Consider the following 22,590-nt stretch of genomic DNA (forward strand, 5'->3'; position numbering starts at 1 on the left):
GACAGCGTAATTAGATTTCTTCCTCCGCCGCCTTGCTTTTGCGGTGGCTGTTGTATTTTCCGTAACCGTAGCCATAGCCGCCGTAGCCATACCCATAGCCGTAGCCATAGCCGCCCTGGCCGGCCTGCGCACCGTTAAGCACGCAGCCGATCATTTTGGTGCCGCTCTCCGCCAGGAATTGCAGGCTGTCCATGATATGGGAGACCTCCACGGCGCCGGCGCGCAGAACGTACAGCGTGCAGTCCGCCAGGCGGGCCGCGCCGGCGCTGTCCGCCAGGATGCCGCAGGGAGGCGTGTCCAGCACGACGTAATCCGCCTCCTGCCGCAGCTTGCCCAGTACAGCACGCAAGCGTTGGGAGTTGATCTGCTGCCGGGGGTCCGCCGCGGCGCTGTCGCCTGCCAGCAGGGACAGGTTGCTGTTCTCCAGGCGAAGCAAAGCCGTCTCCGGCTCCGCCGCGGAGTCCGCCAGCAGCTCCGGCATGCCTTTGGACGCCTTTCGCACACCCAGCGCTTTTTTAACTGAGGGCTTGCGCAGGTCCAGATCCACCAAAATCACCTTGGAGCCGCTTTGGCTGAGCGTCAGCGCCAAATTCACCGCCACCGTGGTCTTGCCCTCCCCGGGCAGGGTGCTGGTGACCATGACCACCCGGGCCTTCTGCTTTTGGGCTTCCCGCAGGAACTTGATGCGCATGCTCCGCACGCTCTCCCGGAACGCGCCGTCCACCCGCTGGTTTAAAATAGAGACGTTTTTGTCAATGGTATTGCCCCGGCGCTTGAAGGTGACCTTGGGCAGCGTTGCGATGCAGGTCTGGTTCAGCCGCCGGTGAATGTCCTCCGGGTCTCGAATGCTGCGCCGGGTAAACGCATACAGCAGAATGACCAGCAGCCCCAAAAACGCACCCAGCAGGGCACCCTTGCAGATGGTCCAGATGGGACGAAACGCGTTATAAGATGCAGACGCCACCTCCGGCACCGTTAAAAGCTGCATCTCCGTGTTGCCGATGACATAATCCGCCACCTGGGGATAGACCTCCGTCACCGCCACCAAGATGTCATAGGCATCCTGGGCGGAGGTGCTGGTGACCCGCAGGGAAAACAGATTCGTGTTTGCCACCGTCTGGGCCGTGATGGTCCCGTTGATCCAGCTCACGCCCATGGCCTGGCGCAGCTTGCTTTTCATCAAATCCGACTGGACCAGGTACGGAAAGGTCTTTGCCAGCTGCTCCGCCGTGGCCTTGTTGTAATAGCTGGTGCTGCCGCCGATATCCGTCAAGGAGGAATCCACCGTCTGAATGGTGAAGGTCACCTGGGATTCGTACATGGGCGTATAGCTTCGCCAGGCCCGCAAGCCCATCAGCCCGCCGCAGGCCACCGCCAGCAAAAGCGGCAGCCACCACAGGCGGCCAAAGGATTTCCAGAACTCCTGAAGGACCCGGAATATATCAATTTTTTCCAGCTCTTCCTGGTCTTTTTTAACCTCTTCCATGGGTGCCCTCCGCCTGCTTGTCCGTCATTTTACCGCTCTTTTGTCCGTAATAGCCGCCATAGCCATAGCCGTAACCGTAGCCATAGCCGTAGCTGTGGTGGTCGTTGGCAAAGGGCATGCCCCGCACATCGTTGAACACGCACCCCAGCAGCTCCGCCCGGCACTGGTTCAGAATGTCCACGGTGTCGTTGATGCGGCGGACAGGCGTCACATCCTGGCGCACCACCAGAAGGGACATATCCGCCCGGTCCGCCAGCGCCTCCACGTCGGAAAACAGCGCCATGGGCGGCGAGTCGATGACAATATAGTCCATTTCCTCCCGGGCCTTTTCCAGCAGATCCCCCATGCCGGCGGAGGCGATGAGCTCCGCGGCACTGTCGCTGGACTTGGTGGAAAAGAGCGTGTACAATCTCTGCTCTTCCAGCCGCTCCGGCGCATAGGGCGCCGCGCCCCGGATCATATCCGCCAGTTCCACCGTGGGCCTGTACTGGAACAGCTTGTACTGGGCGGCCTTGTGAAGGTCCGCGTCAATGAGCAGCACCCGCTGTCCGCCCTGGGTCAAAGCCAGGGCCAGATTGGCCGCCACGGTGGACTTGCCCTCGTTCTCCGCCACGCTGGTGACCAAAATGACCTTCCGCTCTCCGTGGCGGGCGGCGTAGTCCACCTTCGTCCCCAGCTTATAAATCTCCTCCGTAAAATAGAAGCTGGCCACCGGCATGGTGATGAGCAGGCCCTTATTGGCTTTTTTCAGCTTCGTGCGCAGGGTCTTGTTCTTCTCCTCATGATGGATCGTGGCGAAAAGCTTCACATCCAGCTTCCGCCGCACAGCCTCGGAGGTCTGCACCGTGTCCGACAGAACGGCAATGGCCAGCAGCAGTACCACCATGGCGCCGGCGCCGGCGATAAAGGCCAGCTTGAGAAGCCGGAAGCGGTTCACGGGGTTGGACGGCTTCACCGGCACAGTGGGACTGTCCAGCTCCTTCAAGATCACGTTCTGGAACACATATTCCGAAACGGTGTCGTAATTGTCCAGCAGCAGCTGCAGCGTCCGGAAGGCATCCTCCGGCGAATCCGCCGTCACCCGCAGCATCAAAAGGTTGGTCTCCGGCAGGACGGAGGCCGTCAGTTTGCCCGGCAGACTGCTGGTGCCCAGTTTGCTGCTGGCCAGCGCCCCGAACATATTGCTCTCAAACAGCTTGGTAAAGGTATCCGCGATCTCCGAGGACAGGCTCAAATTGGACAGGACGGAGGAATATCCGCCGCTTTTCACGCTGACCGCCATGGTGGCGCTGGCCGTGTACTCCGGCTTGTACAGGTTCTGAATGGCCACCTGGGTCAGCATGGCAGCGATCAGTCCCGCCGCCGCCACCAGCAGGATGTCACGGCCCAGCCGGCGCAGCAGGCACAGGGGATTCAAGTCTGTCCAGCGAAATGTCTGTTGTTCATCCATGCTCGTTTCCTCACTCGGTCACAACGTAGAGAACGGTGGACCCCACGGTCCCGTTCTGTCCCACACAGGAATAGGTCACCCGGCTGACACCGGTGCTCAGACCACCCTCCGGCAGCTGGATGGAGACATCCCCCACCGCTCCGCCGCTGACGGAGTCCAGATAGGCGCGGGGATCAAAGGGCGTCCCCGCCTCCCGGTACACCAGGTACTCCGTTAAACTGATGCGGGGCTCGCCGGCGGCGTAGTTCCGCACCACCACGTCCATGGTAATGGAAGAGGTGTCGCCCAGGCTGTTGGTGACCTCAAAGGTCACCGGATATGTGCCCTCGTAATAGGGAGAGAGGTCGTTGGAATTCACCTTGATCCGGTCCGACAGGTCGCCGTCCACCACATCCGCGGCTGTCAGCCGGTCCTTGATGCGGATGCTGCTGCCCATGGAATAGCGCAGGTCCTTGGACAGGGCAAACCGAGGCGGCGCGTAATCCGTGTACTGCAGCGTCCGGCTGCGGCTGACCACGTGGTGGTCGCTGTCGGCCACCACGTAGGTGACGGTGATGTCCCCCTCCGCGGAGCGGTCAATGCCCTCCAGCAGCAGCTTGTCTGTCAAGTCGCCGTCTTTTTCGTCATAGGCGGTCATGTCCTGCAGCAGCGCCTCCTCGCCGCTGTCCTTGACGGACAGCACCAGCGGCGTTTCCGGGCAGTCGATGACCGGGATGGTCTTATCCTCGCTCCAGGCCTGATAGGCCGTAGAGGCCCCCAGCGCCGCTGCCGAAAGCAGGAAGCACACCAGGGTGATGATGCGAAGTCGTCTCATAAACTCTCCTCGGGATGGTCAAAATTCCGCCAGGACCGGCCGGATAGGCTGGTCCTCCAGGATGCGGCGCGGATTGCCCCGCAGCAAAAAATCCGCGATCTCCGGCGAATCGAAATCCGCCGCGTATTCCCAGGCCTCCCTTAGGCGGGGAGTCCTGCGCCAGGGGCTGTGGGCGTCGCTGGCCAGCAGGTGGACGCATCCCTCCCCCAGGCACCAGCGGGCCGTATGGGCGCTCCGCCGGCCGAATCGGCCCAGGAGGCTGCCCTTGTTGACCTGCAGCGCGCAGCCCAGCTCCACCCACCGCAGCAGACACGCCGGCTGGGGCTGGACAAAATGATACCGCTCCGGATGGGCCACCACCGGCACCACGCCGGCCTCCAGCAGCTCTCCCAGCATCCGCTCCACGAAGTCCAGGGACTCGTCGAAGCCGAACTCCACCAGCAGATACCGGCTGCCCCCCAGGGTCAAAAGCCGGCCCTGCCGAAGAAGGCGGGGCGTTTCCTCCGTCACGAACACCTCCATGCCCGTGTATAGCCGCAGGGGGATGTGCTCCCGCTCCAGCATCGCCTTTAGGGCGCCGAACCGGGCCAGAAAGTGCTCATCAACAAAATTGTCAAACTGTCCGGGCACGCCGCAGTGGGGCGTGGCGGCCAGGGCGGTGACGCCGCTGTCCACCGCCAGGCGGGCCATCATACAGCTCTCATCCTCCGTGGCCGCGCCGTCATCCACTCCCGGCAGGATATGGCAGTGCAGGTCGATCATACTGTCCTCCGGCTCATCAGCCGTTCTGGAACGCCTCCAGATAGGCCGCTTTTTTCAGGCTTTTCTCCTCTTGATAGGTCTGCTCCACCTGCTTGGCCAGGGAGTCGTCCCTGCCGGCTTCCTTCAAAAGCTCCCGCAGGCGGGCCACCACCTGGGCGACCTGATCGTCGCACTCCTTTTCCAGCGCTGTCAGCTGGTCCAGCTTATCGTACACCACCTGCTTGCGGTTCTCCTCCGTGTGGGCACCGGCGCTGTACTCGTCAATGGCGGACTGGGCGATGGCCTCCAGCTTCCCTACATAGGTGCTGCGCAGCACATACATGGTCGCGATCTGCTCCTGGATGGCCTGGTCCACTTCGGATGGGGGCTCGGCCGCCTGTTGCGCGTCCGCCTGCCCCTCCGGTGCCGCCGCCAAGGGCGTCTGCGCCTCCAGAAGCCTTTTCGCCGCCTCCTCCGTGGAGAGCGTGCCGTCCGTCAGTTGGGCGATCTCCTCTTGAGAGAAGGTATATTGGGGAATCTTGTATTCCGTCATGGCGTCCTGCAGAGCCTTTTCGTTCTCCTGGAGCTTCTGTTCAATGGTCCCGCTGTCCATGGTCAAGCCATACCGCAGGGCATTGAGGTTGTTCCACTGCCATGCCGCCGCGGCCACGCCGCCCACGACCAGAACGCCTACAACGCCCAATGCGATCTTCGCGCCTTTTTTCATTGCTTTATCCTCACTTTTTTACACGTTCCGGGTCAGAGCCAAATCCTCCAGCTGGGCGGCCTGTCCCTCCCGGACAGCCCGGATAGCCTCCCGGTTCACATCCTCCGGATCGCGGAAGGTGGGCACCAGCTCGTGAAGGACCTGGAAAATCTGCCGTCGGCTGCCCCGCTCCACAACGGCCGCCAGCTTCTCCAGCCAGTCCTTTAGATCGCTTTCCTCAATGGCCGGCTTTTCCTCCACGAAAATCTTCTCGTTCTCCGTCCGGCGCAGGTCCGCGCTGCTGGTCAGCAACTCCTCATAGAGCTTTTCGCCGGGCCGCAGGCCGATCTCCTCGATTTGAATATCCACATAGGGCGTGTAGCCCGACAGGCGGATGAGCTTTTCCGCCAGGTCCAGGATGTGGACCGGCTCTCCCATGTCCAGCACATACACCTCGCCGCTGCGGGCGAAGGAGCCCGCCTCCAGCACCAGCTGCACCGCCTCGGGAATGGTCATGAAATAGCGGATGATCCGCTTGTCCGTTATGGTGACGGGGCCGCCGTAGGCAATCTGCTTTTTGAACAGGGGAATGACGGAGCCGTTGGAGCCCAGGACGTTGCCGAAGCGCACCGCGGCGAACTCCGTGCGGTTCCCCGTCCGCAGTCCTTGAAGCACCTGCTCGCACAGGAACTTGGTGGTGCCCATGATATTGGTGGGATTCACCGCCTTGTCCGTGGAAATGAGGACAAATTTTTCCGCCCCGTATTTTTGGGCCGCAGAGGCCGTGTTGTACGTGCCGAACACGTTATTTTTGATGGCTTCCTCCGGGCAGTTCTCCATCAGCGGCACATGCTTATGTGCCGCTGCGTGAAATACCAGCTGGGGCTGGTATTTTTCGAAAATTTTGTCGACCTTTTTCCGGTCCCGGACCGACGCGATCTCCACCGACAGGGGGAAGTCCGCGCCATAGAGATGGACCAGGTCGTTTTGCAGCTCATAGGTGGTATTCTCCGCGATATCCAGGATCACCAGCCGCTTAGGACCGTAGCCCGCCACCTGCCGGCACAGCTCCGAGCCGATGGAACCGCCTCCGCCTGTGACCAGCACGGTCTTGCCCCGGATAAAATCGGCGATGCGGCGGTTGTCCAGGTGTACAGACTGCCGGCCCAGCAGGTCCTCGATCTGCACTTCACGGACATTGGCCGCAAGGGATGTCTTTTCCCTCCGCAGCTGGGACACCGGGTCTTCCAGGATATGGAGGCGGCAGTTGGTGGCCGCGCACAGGCGCAGGATCTCCGTCCGCCGCGGGGCGGGCAGGTTGGGGATGGCCAGGATGATCTCCGTCACCGGCGTGTTCTGCAGCAGCTCCAGGAGATTGTCGATGGGGCCCAGAACAGCCACGCCCAGCACACGCTTGCCCATTTTGTCCACCGCGTCGTCGATTAGGCAGTAGGGAATATACCGGCCATTAGGGTTGTTCACCAACTCCCCCAGCAGCGACACGCCCACGGTCCCCGCGCCGATGATGGCCACATAGCTGCGGCCTTCGGCAGTGCGTCCGGTGGTCCGCTTCCGGTATGTACGGTACACAAAGCGCATCACCAGCATGGCCAGCAGCGCCAGAGAGGTGCCTGTCAGTGCCTGGGTGATCCAGATGAGATTGGTGTCCAGCAGGAAGTTCACGGCACTGTACAGCAAAAAGCCCAGGCTCATGCCCAGCAGCAGGACGAAATACTCCCGGCTCTCCGCGTAGCGCCAGAGGGTATTGTACGTCCGGAAGGCCAGCTGAAACACCAAAACGCAGACGGTCAAAAGGCCAATGTGAAGCAGCAGGTTCAAAAGCCGGATGTCACCGCGCAGCAGCGCCGGCAGAAACAGGAGAAAATTAAATGCAAAAATTAAGCAGACATCCAGCAGCAGAATGATCTGCCCGCGATATCGTGACAAAGTCAAGCTCCTCTTCCCTTTCCAGAAAACATTCTAATACGCCAGTATTTGGTTTATTATATCTCCGCACTTAGGCAAAGTCAAATATATATTATACAATTTCATTCAAACGGGATATATTTTTGTAACTATGCGAAAGGTGAGTCCACAGCTGGCAAACAGCGGAAGAGAGTGTGTCTCTGCCGCTGTCTGCCCCGTTCCTGTACCAACGCTCTCCTGCCGTGTCCAGTCCGCTTCAACGTAGGTCCAGGACCATGATCTCCGGCGGGTTCCACATCCGGGGCAGCTTCTGCCCGTGGGAGCCAAGGCCGCTGGTGATTGCCAGGCGGATGTTGTCCTTTTCATACAGGCCGTGGAGATACGCCGGGAACAACCCCTGGTCTCCGCCGAACACACCGCCCAGAATAGGCAGGACAACCTGTCCCCCGTGGTCATGACCGCTAATGACCAGTTCCACGTTCCATGTGACGGAGGCCTCTCCCAGTGCAAAGCTGTCCGGCCGGTGGGACAGAAGGATGCGGCAGCGGTCCGTGTCCTGGAAGCGGGTCAAAAAGCCGTACACCGACGGGTCCATGTGGGCGGGGTCACAGGTGTTGAAGTCATCTGCGGCGAAGGCGTAATCGTACAGTCCGCCCAGACGGATGTGCTGTCCACACACCGTCAGGTCCACGTAAGCGCGGTCCAGCACAGTGGCGCCGGCGGCTGTGAGCTCTGCCTGCAGGTTTCCGGTCTCCCGGTCCATATAGTCCAGCTCATGGTTGCCCCAGGCGTAATACACCGGCGCGACAGCCGCCAGCTGCTCCACCAGAGAGCACACCTGTCCGCTGTTTTCCGAATCGCTGTTGAGCATATCTCCGTCCAGCAGGATCAGATCCGGCCCAGCGGAAGCCAACAGATCCGCCAATTGCCGGTGATTCCCGCCGAACGCCCGGTCATGGAGGTCGGACAGGACCGCGATCCGCACCGGACCGTCCAAGCGGGGCAGGTCCGCCGTCCACGTTTTTACCACCGGATAGTGATAAGACCGCCAGATCCCCCAAGCACACCAGAGGGCGAAACAGGTCAGCAATACAAGGCAGGCGCTCCCCGCCTGCCTCAGTCTCCGGTTTCTCCGTCCCGTGTACCGCATGTCCGCCTCCCGCTCTCAAAAGAATTGTATGATTTTATCATGGTCCCGGTTTGAAATCCATCGGTTTTCGACGAGCACGCCGTTATTCCGCGGGATAGGCCTCGCTCCACTTGGCCAACTCAAAAAATACCGGCAGAAGTGCCCTGCCCTTCTCGGTCAGCGAATACTCCACACGGGGCGGGATCTCGTTAAATTGCTCTCTTCGGACGATCCCAAGTCTCTCCAGCTCCCGCAGCGTGGTCGTCAGCATGGTGTTCGTGATCTTTGGGAGCGCCTTTTTCAGATCGCCGAACCGGCACACCGGCTGCTTGCAAAGCTCGTATATCACATGGGTCCGCCATTTTCCGCTCAGCAATTCCAGCGTCCGCCTCACAGAGCAGTCCTCCCGGGCGTCGCTTTCCAATACGGTCTGCAGATATTTCTCCGCCGTCATATCCTGTTTCATCGTCCCCTCCAGTACAGTTCACACGACCAGGTACATATATTCTGCGTACTTGCTGAAACTTTTCTGCTATAGTATAATTTCTATACCAACAAAATGCAAGGAGAATGGTCCATGAAAGCAGCGATCATCTATTATTCCAGACACCACGGCAACACCAAGCAGCTTTTGGATGCCATCACGGAAGCATTTGACGGCATTGACTTGATCGACGCCGCCGCGGTCCCGGACGCCGACCTGCAGTGCTACGACCGGGTCGGCTTCGCCTCCGGAATCTACTACTCCAAATTTCACAAAAGTGTCCTGCAGTTCGCCGAGAAGAGCCTGCCGGCCGGAAAGCCGGTATTTTTCCTTTACACCTGCGGAGCAAAGAAGCAGGGTTACACAGCCGCCATTTCCAAAATCGCCCGTGCCAAAAACGCCGATACTCTCGGCGAATACGGCTGTCTGGGGTTTGATACCTTCGGTCCTTTCCGGCTGGTCGGCGGCATTGCGAAGGGCCATCCCGACCGGGAGGAGCTGGCCGGCGCGGTCCGGTTTTATGAAAGCATCACCGGCTGAGGGGCATTTCCCGCCAGAGGCATCCCAACAGGGGATGTCTCTTTTTTTCCGCAAACCGGAAGCGGCCTTTTCTTGCACTTTCCTCCATTTCGCTGTATACTGAATCATCAAATGCGAATCGGAGGCAGCCATATGAAAGACGCGAGAACCATGGCCTACATCAACCTCTTCGCCGTGCTGGGCGCCATTCCCTACCTCTGTCAGCTGGACCCGAAGTCCGCGAAACTCATCACGGGGAAGTCCGTTTCCGTTGGCTTCGCCGTAAAGGGCGGGCCGGAAGCCACGCTGTTTTTCGGCGGCGACCAATGCCGCATGGTCCCCGGTGTGGAGCGGTGCCAGGTGAAGCTCCCCTTTTCCTCCTGTGAAAAGTTCAATGGCCTTATTGACGGCACCGTGACCCCCATTCCCAGCAAGGGCTTTACAAAGGTGGGCTTCCTGCTGGGTCCCTTCACCAAGCTGACAGACCGGCTCAGTGCCTTTTTGAAGCCGGAGCCCGGCGCCCTCAGCGACCCGGAGTTCTTCCGCATCTCCACCACGCTGATGTTCCATGTCATTGCGGAGGCCATCGCCCAGGTGGGCAATGAGGACAATATCGGCCGCTTCTCCGCCTCCAACATCGTGGACGGCACCGTCAAGCTGGCCATAGCCGGCGGTCCCGCCGCTGCCCTTTGCTGCCGGGACCACCGCCTGACCGCCGTCCACCAGGTACCGGAGCAGTTCCTCTCCTACATGGAGTTCCAGGGCATGCACCTGGCCCGGGACCTGTTTGACGGCCAGGTGAACGCCATCGCCGCCGTGGGACTGGGGCAGGTCCGCATCGGCGGAATGATCGCCCAGGTGGACAACATCAACCGCATCCTGGACCGGGTAGCGGTATATCTTGCGTAAGGAGGGCGCCATATGAAGATCAACGACTATTCCAAAAGCCGGGAGGAGTACCTCCGGGCCTGTAAGGTGATCCCTTCCGGCATCTACGGCCACCAGGGCCCCGCCGAGGGCTGCTACACGCCTGTGGAGGCGTGGCCCCTGTTTTCCTCCCGGGCCCAGGGCAGCTATTTCTGGGATGTGGACGGCAACCGCATGATCGACTACATGTGCGGCTACGGCCCCAACGTTCTGGGCTACCACGACCCGGATGTGGACGCCGCCGCGGCCAAGCAGCGACAGCTGGAGGACTGTGTCACCATTCCCTCCACCAAGATGATCGATTTCGCGGAGCTGCTGGTGGAGACGGTGGCCTCCGCCGACTGGGCCTTTTTCGCCAAAAACGGCAACGACGTCACCACCCTGGCGGTGATGACCGCCAGAGCCTATACCCACCGCAAGAAAATCGTCTTTTTCAAAGGCTATTACCACGGCGTCTCCCCCTGGACCCAGAAGATGGACTACTCCGGCGTACTGGAGGAGGACGTGATGCACAGCCTGTACGTGGAGTGGAACGATTTCGACGCTTTGGCGGAGCTGTTTGACCGCTACAAGGGACAGATCGCCGCCGTCATCGGCCAGCCCTACATGCACGGCAACTTCAAAGATAACGAGCTCCCTGCCGACGGGTACTGGCAGAAGGTCCGCAAGCTGTGCACCGACGAAGGTGCCGTTCTCATCGTGGACGACGTCCGGGCCGGCTGGCGGCTGGACCTTCAAGGCAGCGACCACTACTTTGGCTTTGAGGCGGACCTCATCTGCTTCTGCAAGGCCCTGGCCAACGGCTACAATGTCTCCGCCCTATGCGGCAAGGCCTTCTTAAAAAACACAGTCTCCGGCATCAGCTATACCGGCAGCTACTGGCTCTCCGCCGTCCCCTTCGCCGCCGGTATCGCCTGCGTGGAAAAAATGAAGAAGCTGGATCTGCCCAAAATACTGAACGAAAAGGGCAAAAAATTAGGAGACGGCCTCATTGCCGCCGGGCAAAAGTACGGTTTTGACCTCCATGTCTCCGGTATGCCCAGCCTGTTCTATCTGCGGCTCGCGGACGATCCCAGCTTGATGCTCCACCAGGAATGGATCGCCGAGTGCGTGAAGCGGGGCGTGTTCTTCACCACCCATCACAATCATTTCATCAACTACGCCCTCTCGAACGAGGACATCGCCGAGACGATTGCTGTGGCGGAGGAGGCGTTCTCCGTCGTCCGGCAGCGGCACCCCAAAGATTGAGTTTTTAGGAGGAATCACACGATGGTCACCATGGCACAGCGTATCGAAGCCCTGCGGACGGAGCAGAACCTCAGCCGCCCTGCCCTGTCCGCCGCTCTGGGCTTTCCCAAAAACGCGGCGGAGAAATTTGAGACCGGACGGCAGACGCCTTCCCAGGACCAGCAGAAAAAACTGGCGGAGTTTTTCGGCGTCACCCTGTCCTACCTTCGGGGCGAGGTCGACGTCCGTGAGGAGGGCCAGGGCACCTGGCTGGAGCGGGCTTACGCCGAGGAGGCACCTGCTCCCGCGCCGGCGCCCAGGCGTCCCACCGCTCCGGTGGTGGTCCAATCCTCCGGCGGTGGGCAGGAGGACGGCGCCGTGTTCAACGCTCTGCTAAACAGCAAGTCCTTCCAGGGCGTGGTCCGTTCGGCGGTGCTGGATGTGCTCCGCTCCCCCGAAGGGCAGGCCCTGCTGCGGCAGGCCGTCCGCAAGGAGTTGGGCAAATAATGCAAATTCCGCTGCTCTTGTGATGATGGGGCAGCGGAATTTTTTCACTCGCTTTTCATTTGTGAAAGGCCCCGGGGTTTCTCGTGGAGAAACCCCGGGGCCTCATTCTTCGTTCATGTTGTCTCGACGCAGCCGGACAAAAGCAGAAACTGCTGTACTTTGTCAGGCAAGGCGTTCAACAATTCTGCCAATTTCGTACAGTCCTGGCCTGCAATTACTGCTCAGCCAGCTTCTTGTATCTGGCGTAACGATCAGCGCAGAACTCCTGGGCCGCCTCGAACAGCTCCTTGGCAGTCTCGGGGAAGGTTCTGGTCAGAGAGGCGAACCGGGTCTCGCCCATCATGAAGTCCAGCAGCTGGCCGTTGGGCTCCTTGCTGGTCAGGATGAAGGGATTCTTACCCTCGTCCTTCAGCTCGGGCACATAGCGCCACAGGGGCCAATAGCCGCACTCGCTGGCCTGCTTCTCCTCCAGCTGGGCCTGGCCCATGCCCTTGGAGATACCGTGGTTGATGCAGGGTGCGTAAGCAATGATGAGGGAGGGACCATGATGCGCCTCGGCTTCCTTCAAAGCCGTGATGAGGTGCTGCTCGTTGGCGCCCATGGCAACCTGGGCAACATAGACGTTGCCATACGTCATGGCGATGGCGCCCAGATCCTTCTTGCCGGTCTTCTTACCGGCGTTGGCGAACTGCGCCACAGCGCCCAGCTGGGTGGCCTTGGAAGCCTGGCCGCCGGTGTTGGAGTACACCTCGGTATCGACCACCAGAATGTTCACGTCAGCGCCGGAAGCCAGGACATGGTCCAGACCGCCGAATCCGATATCGTAAGCCCAGCCGTCGCCGCCGTACATCCAGACGCTCTTCTTGGGCAGAACATCCTTGTTGGCCTTCATGAAGGCGATGTCATCGGAGGTCTCCGTGGTGGCGTCCAGAGCGGCCACAACCGCCTCGGACAGAGCACGGGTCTTATCACCGTTATCGCCCTCGGCCAGCCAGGCCTCGATGGCGCTCTTCAGTGCGGCGTCGGAGGTGGCAGCCACCACAGCCTCGGCGTGGGCAGCCATCTGACGGCGCATCTGGTCGATGGACAGCTTCATGCCCAGCGCATACTCGGCGTTATCCTCGAACAGGGAGTTGGAGTTGGCGGGACCGTGGCCCTTCTCGTTGGCCGCGTAGGGGAAGGAAGGCGTGGAGGAGCCCACGACGTAAGAGCAGCCAGTGGCGGAGGTAACGAACATCCGATCACCGAACAGCTGAGACATGAGCTTCATGTAGGGAGCCTCGCCGCAGCCGGCGCAGGCGCCGCTGAACTCGTACAGAGGACGCTCGAACTGAGAGCCGCGGACGGTGAACTTGTCCATGGGATTGGTCTTGGTGGACAGGGTCAACGCATGGTCCCAGTTCTCCTGCTCGGGCATCTGGGTATCCAGCAGCTCCATGACCAGAGCCTTCTCCTTGGCAGGGCAGGCATTGGCGCAGGCGCCGCAGCCCTGGCAGTCCAGAGGATCGACCTGCATACGGAAGGTCAGGCCCTCAAAGCCCTTGCCCTTGGCTGCCTTGGTGACGAAGGATTCGGGCTTCGCAGCCTCTTCCTCCGCGTTCAGCAGGAAGGGACGGATAGCGGCGTGGGGGCAGACCAGAGCGCACTTGTTGCAGCCGATGCAGTTCTCGGGGAGCCACTGGGGCACCTTCACGGCGATGCCGCGCTTTTCGTACTTGGAGGTCTCAGAGGGGGTGACGCCGTCAGCATAAGGCATGAACTCGCTCACGGGGATCGCATCGCCGGCCTGCTTGTTGACGGGGATCTGGATCGCACGGATGTAGTGAGGCAGATTGGGGTCGGGAGCCTGGGTGTCGTCAGCCAAGGTCTTCCAGGACGCGGGAACATCGATCTTCACGGCGGCGTCAACACCTCTGTCAACGGCGGCGCTGTTCATGTCGACGATCTTCTGGCCCTTCTTGGAGTAGGACTTGACGATAGCGGCCTTCATGTATCCCACGGCGTCATCGATGGGGATAATGCCGGAGAGCTTGAAGAAGGCAGCCTGCAGCACGGTGTTGGTGCGGTTGCCCAAGCCCAGCTCCATGGCGATAGCGGTGGCGTCGATGGTGTAGAAGTTGATCTCACGCTCGGCGATCTGGCGCTTCACACGGTTGGGCAGGTTCGCCTCCAGCTCAGCGCCGCTCCAGCTGGTGTTCAGCAGGAAGGTGCCGTGGGGCTTGATCTCGGAGACGATGTCGAAGTCCTTGATGTAAGAGGGCTTGTGGCAGGCCACGAAGTCAGCCATGGTGACATAGTAGGTGCTGTGGATGGGCTCATGGCCAAAGCGCAGGTGGGACTTGGTGACGCCGCCGGACTTCTTGGAGTCATACTCGAAGTAAGCCTGGGCGTACTGGTCGGTGTGGTCGCCGATGATCTTGATGGAGTTCTTGTTGGCGCCCACGGTGCCGTCAGAGCCCAGACCCCAGAACTTGCAGGAGATGATGGACTTGCCGGCAGTGACGATGTTCTCGCCAACGGGCAGGGACAGGTGGGTGACGTCATCGTTGATGCCGACGGTGAAGTGGTTCTTCTTCTCACCCTTCATGTTGTCAAACACGGCCTTCATCTGGGCGGGAGTGGTATCCTTGGAGCCCAGGCCGTAGCGGCCGCACAGGGCCTCGATGTTGGTGCGCTTGCCTTCCCACAGGGCGTCGCACACGTCCAGGTACAGAGGCTCGCCAGGAGCGCCGGGCTCCTTGGTGCGGTCCAGAACGGTCAGGCACTTGCAGGAAGCGGGGATCTTCTCCAGCAGACGCTCCATGGAGAAGGGACGGAACAGGTGGACCTGGATGAAGCCGACCTTCTCACCGCGCTCCACCAGATAATCAACGACCTCGGTCAGTGTCTCGCAGACGGAGCCCATGGCGACCACAACGCGCTCAGCATCGGGGGCGCCGTAGTAGTTGAACAGCTGATAGTTGCGGCCGGTGACCTCGTTGATCTTGCCCATGTACTCCTCAACGATGGCGGGCAGCGCATCATAGGCGGAGTTGCAGGCCTCGCGGGACTGGAAGAAGGTGTCGGGGTTCTGCAGGGTGTGGCGCAGGGTGGGATGCTCCGTGCTCAGCGCGTGATCCTTGAATCTCTGAACGGCGTCCCAATCCAGCATCTTGCCCAGGTCCTCATAGTCCAGAACCTCGATCTTCTGGATCTCGTGAGAGGTCCGGAAGCCATCGAAGAAATGCTGGAAGGGGATGGAACCCTTGATGGCGGACAGGTGCGCAACGGCGGCCATGTCCATGCTCTCCTGCACGCTGGAGGAAGCCAGCTGCGCCCAGCCGGTCTGACGGCAGGCCATGACGTCGGAGTGATCACCGAAAATGGACAGGGAGTGGGTGGCCACGGTACGGGCGGAGACATGCATAACGCCGGGCAGCTGAGAACCGGCGATCCGGTACATGGGAGGGATCATCAGCAGCAGGCCCTGGGAAGCGGTGTAGGTGCTGGTCAGGGAGCCGGTCTCCAGAGAGCCGTGCATCGCGCCGGCCGCGCCGGATTCCGCCTGCATCTCGACCAGCTTCACGGGCTGACCGAACAGGTTCTTCTTGCCGTTGGCAGCCCACGCATCCACGTGGTCAGCCATGGGGCTGGACGGGGTGATGGGGTAAATGGTAGCTACCTCGGTAAACGCGTAAGACACGTACGCGGCAGCCTCATTACCGTCCATCGTCTTGAACACTTTGTTCTTTGACATAAACTTAATTCCTCCCTATTTTTTTGTTTCACAGTGTTCAAAATGGCGGCTTTCCGCCCTTTTGGAGACGCTTGTTAGCATCCTCAGTATATCCTTTTCCCGGGCATTGTGTCAATTATCTAACAAAGAATCGCCGCAGAGAAATCCAGCCGAGCATTTTGGTGGTTTTGTTCAGCCCTCCGCAAAAGTTACAAGTTTTTACTTTTTTTCGTTGTGTTTTTCACCAAAAAACCGCATCTCCTTTTCACATCCGCTCTTTTTTGCCGCAAATTTGTCCGTTTTAAGCGGACATGTCCGCTTTTTTGCGCCTGCCGCAAAAAAACACAGGGAGCACCGCAGGCCCCCTGTGTTTTTCGTTTTCCGTATCACTTGGAACGCTTCAGCACCTCGCACACGAATGCCCACACCCGCTGCACGGAGGAGATGCTCATTTTCTCCCGGGGCGTGTGGATGTCCAGCAGGTCCGGGCCGATGGACACGCAGTCCAGCCCCGGCAGCTTGCCCGCCAGCAGGCCGCACTCCAACCCCGCGTGGATAGCCTCCACCTTGGGTTCCCGGCCATACTGGTCCCGGTAGACCTCCACCATCAGCTCCCGCAGGGCGGAATCAGGTTTATACGCCCAGCCGGGATACTCGCCGGAGAAGGACACCCCGCCGCCCAGCTGGGCCAGCAGGCAGGTCAGCCGGTCCTTCAGCATCTCCTTTTCGCTGTCCACGGAGCTGCGGATGCAGAAGGACGCCGTTACGGAAGCCTCCTCCGTTTTCAAAACACCCAGGTTCAGCGAGGTCTGCACCAGGCCGTGGATGTCCTGGCTCATGGTCTGCACGCCGTTGGGGGCACAGGCCAGCAGGCACACGGCTTTTTCCGTGGAAACCGCGTCCATGGGCAGCAGCTCCGCCGCGGCCGCTTCCGCCCTGACGGACACGCCGCTGTCTGTTGCCCGCAGTTCATTTTTGAATACAGCCTCCATATCGGCCGCAGCCGTATAAACAGCAGCGGCGTCCGCCGCAGCCACCAGGGCGGTGCACGATACGGGGATGGCGTTGTCCTTCAAGCCGCCGTCCACCGAGATAAGCCGCAGGTCCGTGCGGGCCGCTGCGGCCCGCAGCACCCGGCCCAAGAGCATGTCCGCGTTCCCCCGGGCCTTGTGGATCTCCGCGCCGGAGTGTCCGCCGATGAGGCCGTCCACCGTTAGAGACAGCACCGCGCCCCCAAAGGGCTCCCGGCATACCGGCAGTCCACAGGACGCCATCACGCCGCCGGCGCAGCTGACGGTGAACACGCCCTCCGCCTCGGAGTCCAGGTTCAGCAGCTTCCGCCCCCGGATGGGAGACACGTCCAGCGCCATGGCGCCGTCCATGCCCACCTCCTCCTCGGTGGTGAGGATGACCTCCAGCCGGGGATGAGGCAGGGAGTCGTCGTCCAGAGCCGCCAGGGCCATGGCCACGGCGATGCCGTCGTCGCCGCCCAGAGTGGTCTCCTTAGCATAGACATAATCACCCTCCACCGCCAGGTCCAGGCCCTCCCGGGCCATGTCCTTGGGGCAGCCGGGCGCCTTTTCGCAGACCATGTCCAGGTGTCCCTGGAGGATGACCGGCTCCGCGTCCTCATAGCCGGCGGAAGCCTCCTTGATGAGGATGACATTGTTCACGGCGTCCTGATAGTACTCCAGGCCCCGCTCCTTGGCGAATGCCACGCACCAGTCGCTGACGGCCTTGGTGTTATAAGAGCCGTGGGGGATGGCGCACATCTGCTCAAAAAAGCGGAATACGTTTTTGGGTTCCAGCTGGTCCAATACTGCCATATTGTTCGCTCCTTGTTTTTGATTTTCTCACAGTATACCCGATTCCCTGTCCGTCCCGCAAGTACTTTCCCGGTTTGCAGCCGAAAAAACCAGCACGCCTCGCGGCGCGCCGGTCAAATTTATGGCTCTTCCTCCGCTTGGGCCGCGGCGGTCCCGCCCAGGCCAAAGTCCCGCTCCGCCGAGGCGGTGTCCCGGTGGAGCATGGTCTCCATGACCCGGATGTCGCTGTCCACATCCATGGCGTCCGCCTTGTACAGCTCGTCCAGCTGGTGCTCAAAGCCCTTGACAATGGCGTCCATGGTGGACTCGATGCGGCTTTTGGCCTGCCGCAGGTTCTCCCCCTCCACACCGGCGGCCTCAAACTCGGCATAGGAGTCCAGCAGCTTCTGGGTGGTGGGCAGATAGTAATTTAGGAAGGTGTCGATCCGGCTCCGTTTTTGAGGGTCCTCCTCCACCGCCCGGAAGATCTTGGCGGTGATGTCCTCCAGCCGGTCGATCTTGGCGGAAAGCACCGGGTCCGCGATGCGATCATTGGCCCGGCGGATGTTCCGCAGGATGCCGGAATACCCTTCCTCCGCCTCCTTGGGCGCCTGGGCGGCGGCCTCCCGCCGCTGTTTCTGGAACGCCGCGTCCGCCTGGCCGCTGCGGAACAGGTAGCCAAGCTCCATGTTCAAATAGGCCTTGCCGCCGAAATACCCCTTGTCGATCATTTTCTGGAGGTCCTTCTCCACCCGCTTTTTGGGATAGCCCAGAACACGGCTCAGTTCCTCCACCGACACCGCCTCCCGGTCACCCATGACGGAGAGGTACTTGGCGTGGCGCTTGAGCTGGCGGTCCATGGAAAGACCGCTGTAAAACATGGCGCCGCCGCCCACGGTCATGGCCAGGGCCGTCAGCAGGTCCTCGATATAATAGCTCGTGGCGCTCCCCAGCCAGGCCATCATGTCAATGGGCTCCACACAAGCGATGATGCCCACCGCCGCCAGCACCGCGCCGGACAGCTTCAGCCAGAATGCGGTGGAGCGTTTCGCCGCGGGAGACTTGGTCATCTTCCCCACGGCTTCCCGGGCCTTGCTGGGCTGCCGGTCCGCCGGCGCGGCCTGGGCTGTCCGGTTCTCCGTCCGCAGAGGCGGAGGCGCCGCCTGCTTCTTTTTTCCGTCGCTGGCGAACAGCTTGAAAAACAGCAGCAGCAACGCCAGGGGCGACAGCCCCACGGCGAACAAAAACACAATCAACGCCCAGGAGAGCCAGTCGTTGTCCTTTTTCTGCTGTGCGGCCACGGCTCACTCCCCCTTTTTCTTCAGCTTGCGCTTTTGACCCTTCTCATCCACGATATAGGTGTTGTCCAGCTGGCCCCGCAGGCTGCCCAGCACGGAATCCACGTATTCCCGCCGCAGGGCGGCCCGCTCGGCCTCCTCCCACTCCGTCAGTCCCTCGGGGCTTTTGGCCTTCCGGGCCAGCTCATTGATGCGGTCGATCTGCTTTTGATCCATGTTCCATCCTCCTCAGACGTATCGTTTCACCACGATGGAGGTGCGGCCCTTCTTTGTGACGCCCCCCACCTCCGTGAGTTCAAATTTTCCAAAGCCCCGGGCGGAGACAGTGTCTCCCGCCGCCAGGAGCTTATCCGGCTTCGTGCACGCCCGCCAGTTTACCTGGACGCGGCCGGAGGTGATGAGCTCCGCCGCCTTGCCCCGGGCCATGCGGAAGCCCGTGGACGCCACGGCGTCCAGCCGCAGGGAGGAGACGGTGTCCCGCACCTCCTGGCAGTTGACCTCCGGCACCCGGACCTCCCAGGGCTCGATGGACGTGACAGTGAGCTTCGCCCGGCCGGCGCTGTTCCAGCTTTGCAGCAGAAACTCCGCCACCGTGTCCAGCACCATGAGGTCCGCGCTGCCGCTGCCCACCAGAATGTCTCCCACCTTCTCCCGGACGATGCCCATGCCCATGAGGCTGCCCAGAAAATCCCGGTGGGTCAGCTTTTCCTCCTCCCGGAATGATGCCCGCAGGCAGCGGATGGGGCTCTGGCTTCCGGCGCTGTCGGCGTCCAGCCAGTCCGGCAGGAACAGCAGAATATTCCGCTCCGCCCCGTCATAGCCGCCCAGCAGGACCGCCCCCGTCTCCGGGATGCCCGCCAGGCGCATTAGGTCCGACGCCAGCGCCTGCTGCTGGGGGCTTAAAAAGTCCGTGGCCGCCGGGATATTTCGGTTTTGGGCCTGTCCGGCCCGGTCCAGGACCTTGGCCAGCAGCAGCCGGTCCTCCCCGGTGGCGCCCAGCCGGTCCAGCAGCTTTGCCTTATCCATGGCGCAGCTCCTGGGTGCGGACCAGCGCCGCGTAGGCGCCGTTTTTCGCCATGAGCTCCTCATGGCTGCCCAGCTCCGCGATGCGGCCATCCTCCACCACGGCGATTCGGTCGGCGTTGCGAACCGTGGACAGGCGGTGGGCGATGATGATGGTGGTGCGGCCCTTGGAGAGCTTTTCAAAGGTCTGCTGGAGCCTTGCCTCCGTGACGCTGTCCAGGGCAGAGGTGGCCTCGTCCAGGATCAGCACCGGCGGGTCCTTCAGGAAAATGCGGGCAATGGAGATGCGCTGCTTCTGTCCGCCGGACAGCAGAGCGCCCCGCTCGCCCACGTAGGTGTTGAAGCCGTCGGGCATGGCCACGATGTCGTCGTAGATCTCCGCCAGCTTCGCCGCCTGGGCCACCTCTTCCTCCGTGGCGCCGGGACGGCCGTAGCGGATGTTCTCCAGGATGCTGGCTGCAAACAGGAACACCTCCTGCTGCACCACGCCCACGTTCTGCCGCAGGGACTCCTGGGTGACGGAGCGCACATCCTGGCCGTCGATGGAGATGGCGCCTTCTGTGACATCATAAAACCTGGGGATGAGCTGGCAGAGGGTGGATTTGCCGCCGCCGGAGGGGCCCACCACCGCCACGGTCTCACCGGGGCGGATGTGAAGGTCCACATCGTGGAGCACCGCCAGGTCATCCTGGTAGGCAAAGCTGACGTGGCTGACATCGATGCGGCCCTCCACCCGCTGGAGGACCTTGGCATCCGGCGCGTCCTGCATGGCGGGCTCCGTCCGCATGAGCTCAATGAAGCGGGAGAGGCCGGCGGTGCCGTTGGCAAACATTTCCGCCATGGTGGAGAGCTTGCGGATGGGGTTTACGAAGGTGGTGATATACAGGCTGAAGGTAATGAGGTCCACTGTGTCCATCTGGCCCCGCATGATGAAAAAGCCGCCGGCGGCGATGACCGCCGCGGACAGGATGCACAGGAAAAACTCCATGGTGGCGTTGAACCGGCCCATGGCCTTGTGGAACTGGCGCTTGGAGGTCTTAAAGCTGTCGTTGGAGCTTTCGAACTTCCTCAGCTCCGCCTCCTCGTTGGCGAAGGCCTTGGCGGTGCGGATGCCGGAGAGGCCGGACTCAATGTCGGCGTTGATGACGGCGGTCTTTTGCTTCACCCGGGCGGAGGCGTCCTGCATGGACTTCCGGCTGCGCCACACCACCAGCATGAAAATGGGCAGGATGACGGCGATGACCAGGGCCAGCCGCCACTGGATGGTGAACATGATGATGAGGGCGCCCACAATGGTGACGCCGGAGATAAAGAGGTCCTCCGGACCGTGGTGGGCCAGCTCCGTGATGTCGAACAGGTCCGCCGTCAGCCGGCTCATGAGCTGGCCGGTGCGGTTGCGGTCAAAGTAATCGAAGGAGAGCTCCTGCATGTGGCAAAACAGGTCCCGGCGGATATCCGCCTCCACCAGGATGCCGAAGGTATGCCCCCAGTAGCAAATGACGTAGGTCAAAAGCGCCCGCAGCAAAAAGGCGGCGAACACCACCGCCATGACGGCGAAGAAGGTAGCGTAGGCGCTTTGGGGCAGCAGCTCATACATGCACCAGCGGGAGACATAGGGAAACGCCAGGTCGATGACGGAGATCATCAGCGCACAGCAGAGGTCCATAAAAAACAGCCGCCGGTGAGGCTTGAAATAGGAAAGGAAGATCCGCAGGGCGGATTTTTGCTGGAAGTCTTTGGTGGTCATGGTCATGCTCCTTATCTCTTTGCAATCATAGACATCATATCACGGTTTTTCCTTCCATGCAACGAAATCTCCCCGGATGCTTCGGCATCCGGGGAGATTTGAAAATGGTCAGTCGTTCTTCAGGAACTCGCCCTTTATGTAGCCGGTGGTCTCCACGCCGCCCACACCGGAGAAGGTGATCTGATACCAGCCGTCCCCGGCGCTGCCTATGATCCGGACAGAGGCACCGTTGGGGACGGTGGCCAGAGGATCATGGTCCGTGCTGGGGTCGGGACGCACTCGCACACCGTTGCCGCCGTTGATGACCACCGCGGAGCCGGGCTGCAGGGAACCGCTGCCGGTCCCGGTGCCGGAGCCGCTGCCGCCGGAGGGCTGCGTGGTCAACGTGCCGTTGAAATTACACCGGACGATGCACACGGCCTTTTTGCTGCCGTCGGTGACCAGCACGTTGATGGTGCCCCGGGAAACGGCCGTGACCTTGCCGCTTTGGTCCACGGAGGCGACGCCCTCGTCCTCGCTGAGCCAGGTATAGCCGCCGCTGCCGCCGGAGGCCTGGATGGTGTGGGTCTCCCCCGCCGCTTTCAGCGTAAAGTCCGTGGTGCTGAGGGTCAGGCCGTCAGGCAGCTTGGAGGCCTTCTCGTACTCGCTGACGGTGGGCGCCGTGGTGGTGCCGGGGTCCGGCTCCGTGACATCGGGATCCTCGGGCATCTGGGTGCCGTCCGGCGCTGTGACGTCGGGCTCCTCCACCTCCGGCTGCTGGGGCTTCACTTCCTCCACGGAGGGCTTGTTCTCTTCCCGGGCCGGGTCCTTCTGGAACCGGTCGCCGAAGAGCAGGTAGAGCAGCAGCGCGCCCATGATGAGGATGAGCACAATGAGGGTGGGGGTCAGCAGATTGATCTGCCGTTTGCCGCCGGTGCGCTTTCCGCTCCGGCGGATCTTACGGCCGCCCCGCAGCGCTTCTTCTTCCTCACAGAAGGGACAATTTTTATACGTATCGGAATATTTTTCCCCACAGTGGGGGCAACGTTTCAAGGCCATCGCCGGCACTCCTTCCGAAAGTTTCATTGTACTTTACATAATATCGAC

General features: G+C 61.3%; 19 protein-coding genes. 4 read left to right on the forward strand and 15 right to left on the reverse strand.

The window, feature by feature from the left end:
• Positions 1 to 10: 10 nt before the first annotated feature.
• From ACTQ4R_RS02700 to ACTQ4R_RS02735, 8 genes are all read right to left on the reverse strand, one after another.
• Complete coding sequence (locus ACTQ4R_RS02700) at positions 11 to 1,486, reverse strand: polysaccharide biosynthesis tyrosine autokinase (protein WP_441625585.1); 1,476 nt, start codon at positions 1,484 to 1,486, stop codon at positions 11 to 13.
• The gene (locus tag ACTQ4R_RS02705; RefSeq protein WP_441625587.1) at positions 1,473 to 2,936 is read right to left on the reverse strand and encodes a polysaccharide biosynthesis tyrosine autokinase; all 1,464 of its coding nucleotides are present in this window, start codon (positions 2,934 to 2,936) and stop codon (positions 1,473 to 1,475) included. The genes ACTQ4R_RS02700 and ACTQ4R_RS02705 overlap by 14 nt, the downstream gene beginning before the upstream one ends.
• Before the next feature lie 10 nt (positions 2,937 to 2,946).
• Entirely contained in the window at positions 2,947 to 3,750 is an 804-nt protein-coding gene (locus ACTQ4R_RS02710) for a hypothetical protein (RefSeq protein ID WP_441625589.1), read from the reverse strand.
• An 18-nt stretch (positions 3,751 to 3,768) separates the two neighbouring features.
• Positions 3,769 to 4,512 carry a tyrosine-protein phosphatase gene (locus ACTQ4R_RS02715; protein ID WP_441625591.1) on the reverse strand — a complete coding sequence of 248 codons (744 nt, stop codon included), beginning with the start codon at positions 4,510 to 4,512 and terminating at the stop codon, positions 3,769 to 3,771.
• 16 nt (positions 4,513 to 4,528) lie between these two features.
• Positions 4,529 to 5,218: a cobalamin biosynthesis protein gene (locus tag ACTQ4R_RS02720; protein ID WP_441625593.1), complete on the reverse strand. Its 690-nt coding sequence runs from the start codon at positions 5,216 to 5,218 to the stop codon at positions 4,529 to 4,531.
• Between the two features lie 18 nt (positions 5,219 to 5,236).
• Complete coding sequence (locus tag ACTQ4R_RS02725; protein WP_441625595.1) at positions 5,237 to 7,144, reverse strand: polysaccharide biosynthesis protein; 1,908 nt, start codon at positions 7,142 to 7,144, stop codon at positions 5,237 to 5,239.
• Positions 7,145 to 7,379: 235 nt separating this feature from the next.
• Positions 7,380 to 8,153 carry a metallophosphoesterase gene (locus tag ACTQ4R_RS02730; RefSeq protein WP_441625597.1) on the reverse strand — a complete coding sequence of 258 codons (774 nt, stop codon included), beginning with the start codon at positions 8,151 to 8,153 and terminating at the stop codon, positions 7,380 to 7,382.
• A 202-nt stretch (positions 8,154 to 8,355) separates the two neighbouring features.
• A complete protein-coding gene (locus tag ACTQ4R_RS02735) occupies positions 8,356 to 8,718 on the reverse strand; it encodes a winged helix-turn-helix transcriptional regulator (RefSeq protein WP_441625599.1) in 363 nt (120 codons plus the stop codon).
• A 111-nt stretch (positions 8,719 to 8,829) separates the two neighbouring features.
• On the opposite strand from ACTQ4R_RS02735, the gene ACTQ4R_RS02740 reads away from it, so the two are divergent.
• From ACTQ4R_RS02740 to ACTQ4R_RS02755, 4 genes are all read left to right on the forward strand, one after another.
• Positions 8,830 to 9,276: a flavodoxin family protein gene (locus ACTQ4R_RS02740; protein WP_441625601.1), complete on the forward strand. Its 447-nt coding sequence runs from the start codon at positions 8,830 to 8,832 to the stop codon at positions 9,274 to 9,276.
• Between the two features lie 132 nt (positions 9,277 to 9,408).
• Entirely contained in the window at positions 9,409 to 10,164 is a 756-nt protein-coding gene (locus ACTQ4R_RS02745; protein WP_441625603.1) for a hypothetical protein, read from the forward strand.
• Between the two features lie 12 nt (positions 10,165 to 10,176).
• Positions 10,177 to 11,430, forward strand: a complete 1,254-nt coding sequence (locus ACTQ4R_RS02750) for an aminotransferase class III-fold pyridoxal phosphate-dependent enzyme (protein ID WP_441625605.1) — start codon at positions 10,177 to 10,179, stop codon at positions 11,428 to 11,430.
• A gap of 21 nt (positions 11,431 to 11,451) precedes the next feature.
• On the forward strand, positions 11,452 to 11,916 hold the full coding sequence (locus ACTQ4R_RS02755) for a helix-turn-helix domain-containing protein (protein ID WP_441625607.1): 465 nt from the start codon (positions 11,452 to 11,454) through the stop codon (positions 11,914 to 11,916).
• A gap of 214 nt (positions 11,917 to 12,130) precedes the next feature.
• On the opposite strand, the gene nifJ is transcribed toward ACTQ4R_RS02755, so the two are convergent.
• From nifJ to ACTQ4R_RS02790, 7 genes are all read right to left on the reverse strand, one after another.
• Positions 12,131 to 15,652, reverse strand: a complete 3,522-nt coding sequence (nifJ, locus tag ACTQ4R_RS02760) for a pyruvate:ferredoxin (flavodoxin) oxidoreductase (protein WP_441625608.1) — start codon at positions 15,650 to 15,652, stop codon at positions 12,131 to 12,133.
• 365 nt (positions 15,653 to 16,017) lie between these two features.
• Positions 16,018 to 17,457, reverse strand: a complete 1,440-nt coding sequence (locus ACTQ4R_RS02765; RefSeq protein ID WP_441625610.1) for an aminoacyl-histidine dipeptidase — start codon at positions 17,455 to 17,457, stop codon at positions 16,018 to 16,020.
• Positions 17,458 to 17,576: 119 nt separating this feature from the next.
• Complete coding sequence (locus ACTQ4R_RS02770) at positions 17,577 to 18,737, reverse strand: 5-bromo-4-chloroindolyl phosphate hydrolysis family protein (protein ID WP_441625612.1); 1,161 nt, start codon at positions 18,735 to 18,737, stop codon at positions 17,577 to 17,579.
• Positions 18,738 to 18,740: 3 nt separating this feature from the next.
• A complete protein-coding gene (locus ACTQ4R_RS02775) occupies positions 18,741 to 18,950 on the reverse strand; it encodes a DUF896 domain-containing protein (RefSeq protein WP_441625613.1) in 210 nt (69 codons plus the stop codon).
• 12 nt (positions 18,951 to 18,962) lie between these two features.
• Positions 18,963 to 19,760 (reverse strand): RNA-binding protein, encoded by a 798-nt coding sequence (locus tag ACTQ4R_RS02780; protein ID WP_441625615.1) that lies wholly within the window; start codon positions 19,758 to 19,760, stop codon positions 18,963 to 18,965.
• Positions 19,753 to 21,504: an ABC transporter ATP-binding protein gene (locus ACTQ4R_RS02785; protein WP_441625617.1), complete on the reverse strand. Its 1,752-nt coding sequence runs from the start codon at positions 21,502 to 21,504 to the stop codon at positions 19,753 to 19,755. Before ACTQ4R_RS02785 ends, ACTQ4R_RS02780 begins: the two co-directional genes overlap by 8 nt.
• Before the next feature lie 108 nt (positions 21,505 to 21,612).
• A complete protein-coding gene (locus ACTQ4R_RS02790; protein WP_441625619.1) occupies positions 21,613 to 22,542 on the reverse strand; it encodes an SH3 domain-containing protein in 930 nt (309 codons plus the stop codon).
• Positions 22,543 to 22,590: the final 48 nt, after the last annotated feature.

Source organism: Dysosmobacter sp. Sow4_B12 (assembly GCF_052116665.1).
GTDB lineage: Bacteria > Bacillota > Clostridia > Oscillospirales > Oscillospiraceae > Oscillibacter.

Bases quoted from the DNA above. Each gene is read 5' to 3' on its own strand.
- ACTQ4R_RS02700 (WP_441625585.1), bottom strand. From the start codon at position 1,486: ATGGAAGAGGTTAAAAAAGACCAGGAAGAGCTGGAAAAAATTGATATA.
- ACTQ4R_RS02705 (WP_441625587.1), bottom strand. From the start codon at position 2,936: ATGGATGAACAACAGACATTTCGCTGGACAGACTTGAATCCCCTGTGC.
- ACTQ4R_RS02710 (WP_441625589.1), bottom strand. From the start codon at position 3,750: ATGAGACGACTTCGCATCATCACCCTGGTGTGCTTCCTGCTTTCGGCA.
- ACTQ4R_RS02715 (WP_441625591.1), bottom strand. From the start codon at position 4,512: ATGATCGACCTGCACTGCCATATCCTGCCGGGAGTGGATGACGGCGCG.
- ACTQ4R_RS02720 (WP_441625593.1), bottom strand. From the start codon at position 5,218: ATGAAAAAAGGCGCGAAGATCGCATTGGGCGTTGTAGGCGTTCTGGTC.
- ACTQ4R_RS02735 (WP_441625599.1), bottom strand. From the start codon at position 8,718: ATGAAACAGGATATGACGGCGGAGAAATATCTGCAGACCGTATTGGAA.
- ACTQ4R_RS02740 (WP_441625601.1), top strand. From the start codon at position 8,830: ATGAAAGCAGCGATCATCTATTATTCCAGACACCACGGCAACACCAAG.
- ACTQ4R_RS02745 (WP_441625603.1), top strand. From the start codon at position 9,409: ATGAAAGACGCGAGAACCATGGCCTACATCAACCTCTTCGCCGTGCTG.
- ACTQ4R_RS02750 (WP_441625605.1), top strand. From the start codon at position 10,177: ATGAAGATCAACGACTATTCCAAAAGCCGGGAGGAGTACCTCCGGGCC.
- ACTQ4R_RS02755 (WP_441625607.1), top strand. From the start codon at position 11,452: ATGGTCACCATGGCACAGCGTATCGAAGCCCTGCGGACGGAGCAGAAC.
- nifJ (WP_441625608.1), bottom strand. From the start codon at position 15,652: ATGTCAAAGAACAAAGTGTTCAAGACGATGGACGGTAATGAGGCTGCC.
- ACTQ4R_RS02765 (WP_441625610.1), bottom strand. From the start codon at position 17,457: ATGGCAGTATTGGACCAGCTGGAACCCAAAAACGTATTCCGCTTTTTT.
- ACTQ4R_RS02775 (WP_441625613.1), bottom strand. From the start codon at position 18,950: ATGGATCAAAAGCAGATCGACCGCATCAATGAGCTGGCCCGGAAGGCC.
- ACTQ4R_RS02780 (WP_441625615.1), bottom strand. From the start codon at position 19,760: ATGGATAAGGCAAAGCTGCTGGACCGGCTGGGCGCCACCGGGGAGGAC.
- ACTQ4R_RS02785 (WP_441625617.1), bottom strand. From the start codon at position 21,504: ATGACCACCAAAGACTTCCAGCAAAAATCCGCCCTGCGGATCTTCCTT.
- ACTQ4R_RS02790 (WP_441625619.1), bottom strand. From the start codon at position 22,542: ATGGCCTTGAAACGTTGCCCCCACTGTGGGGAAAAATATTCCGATACG.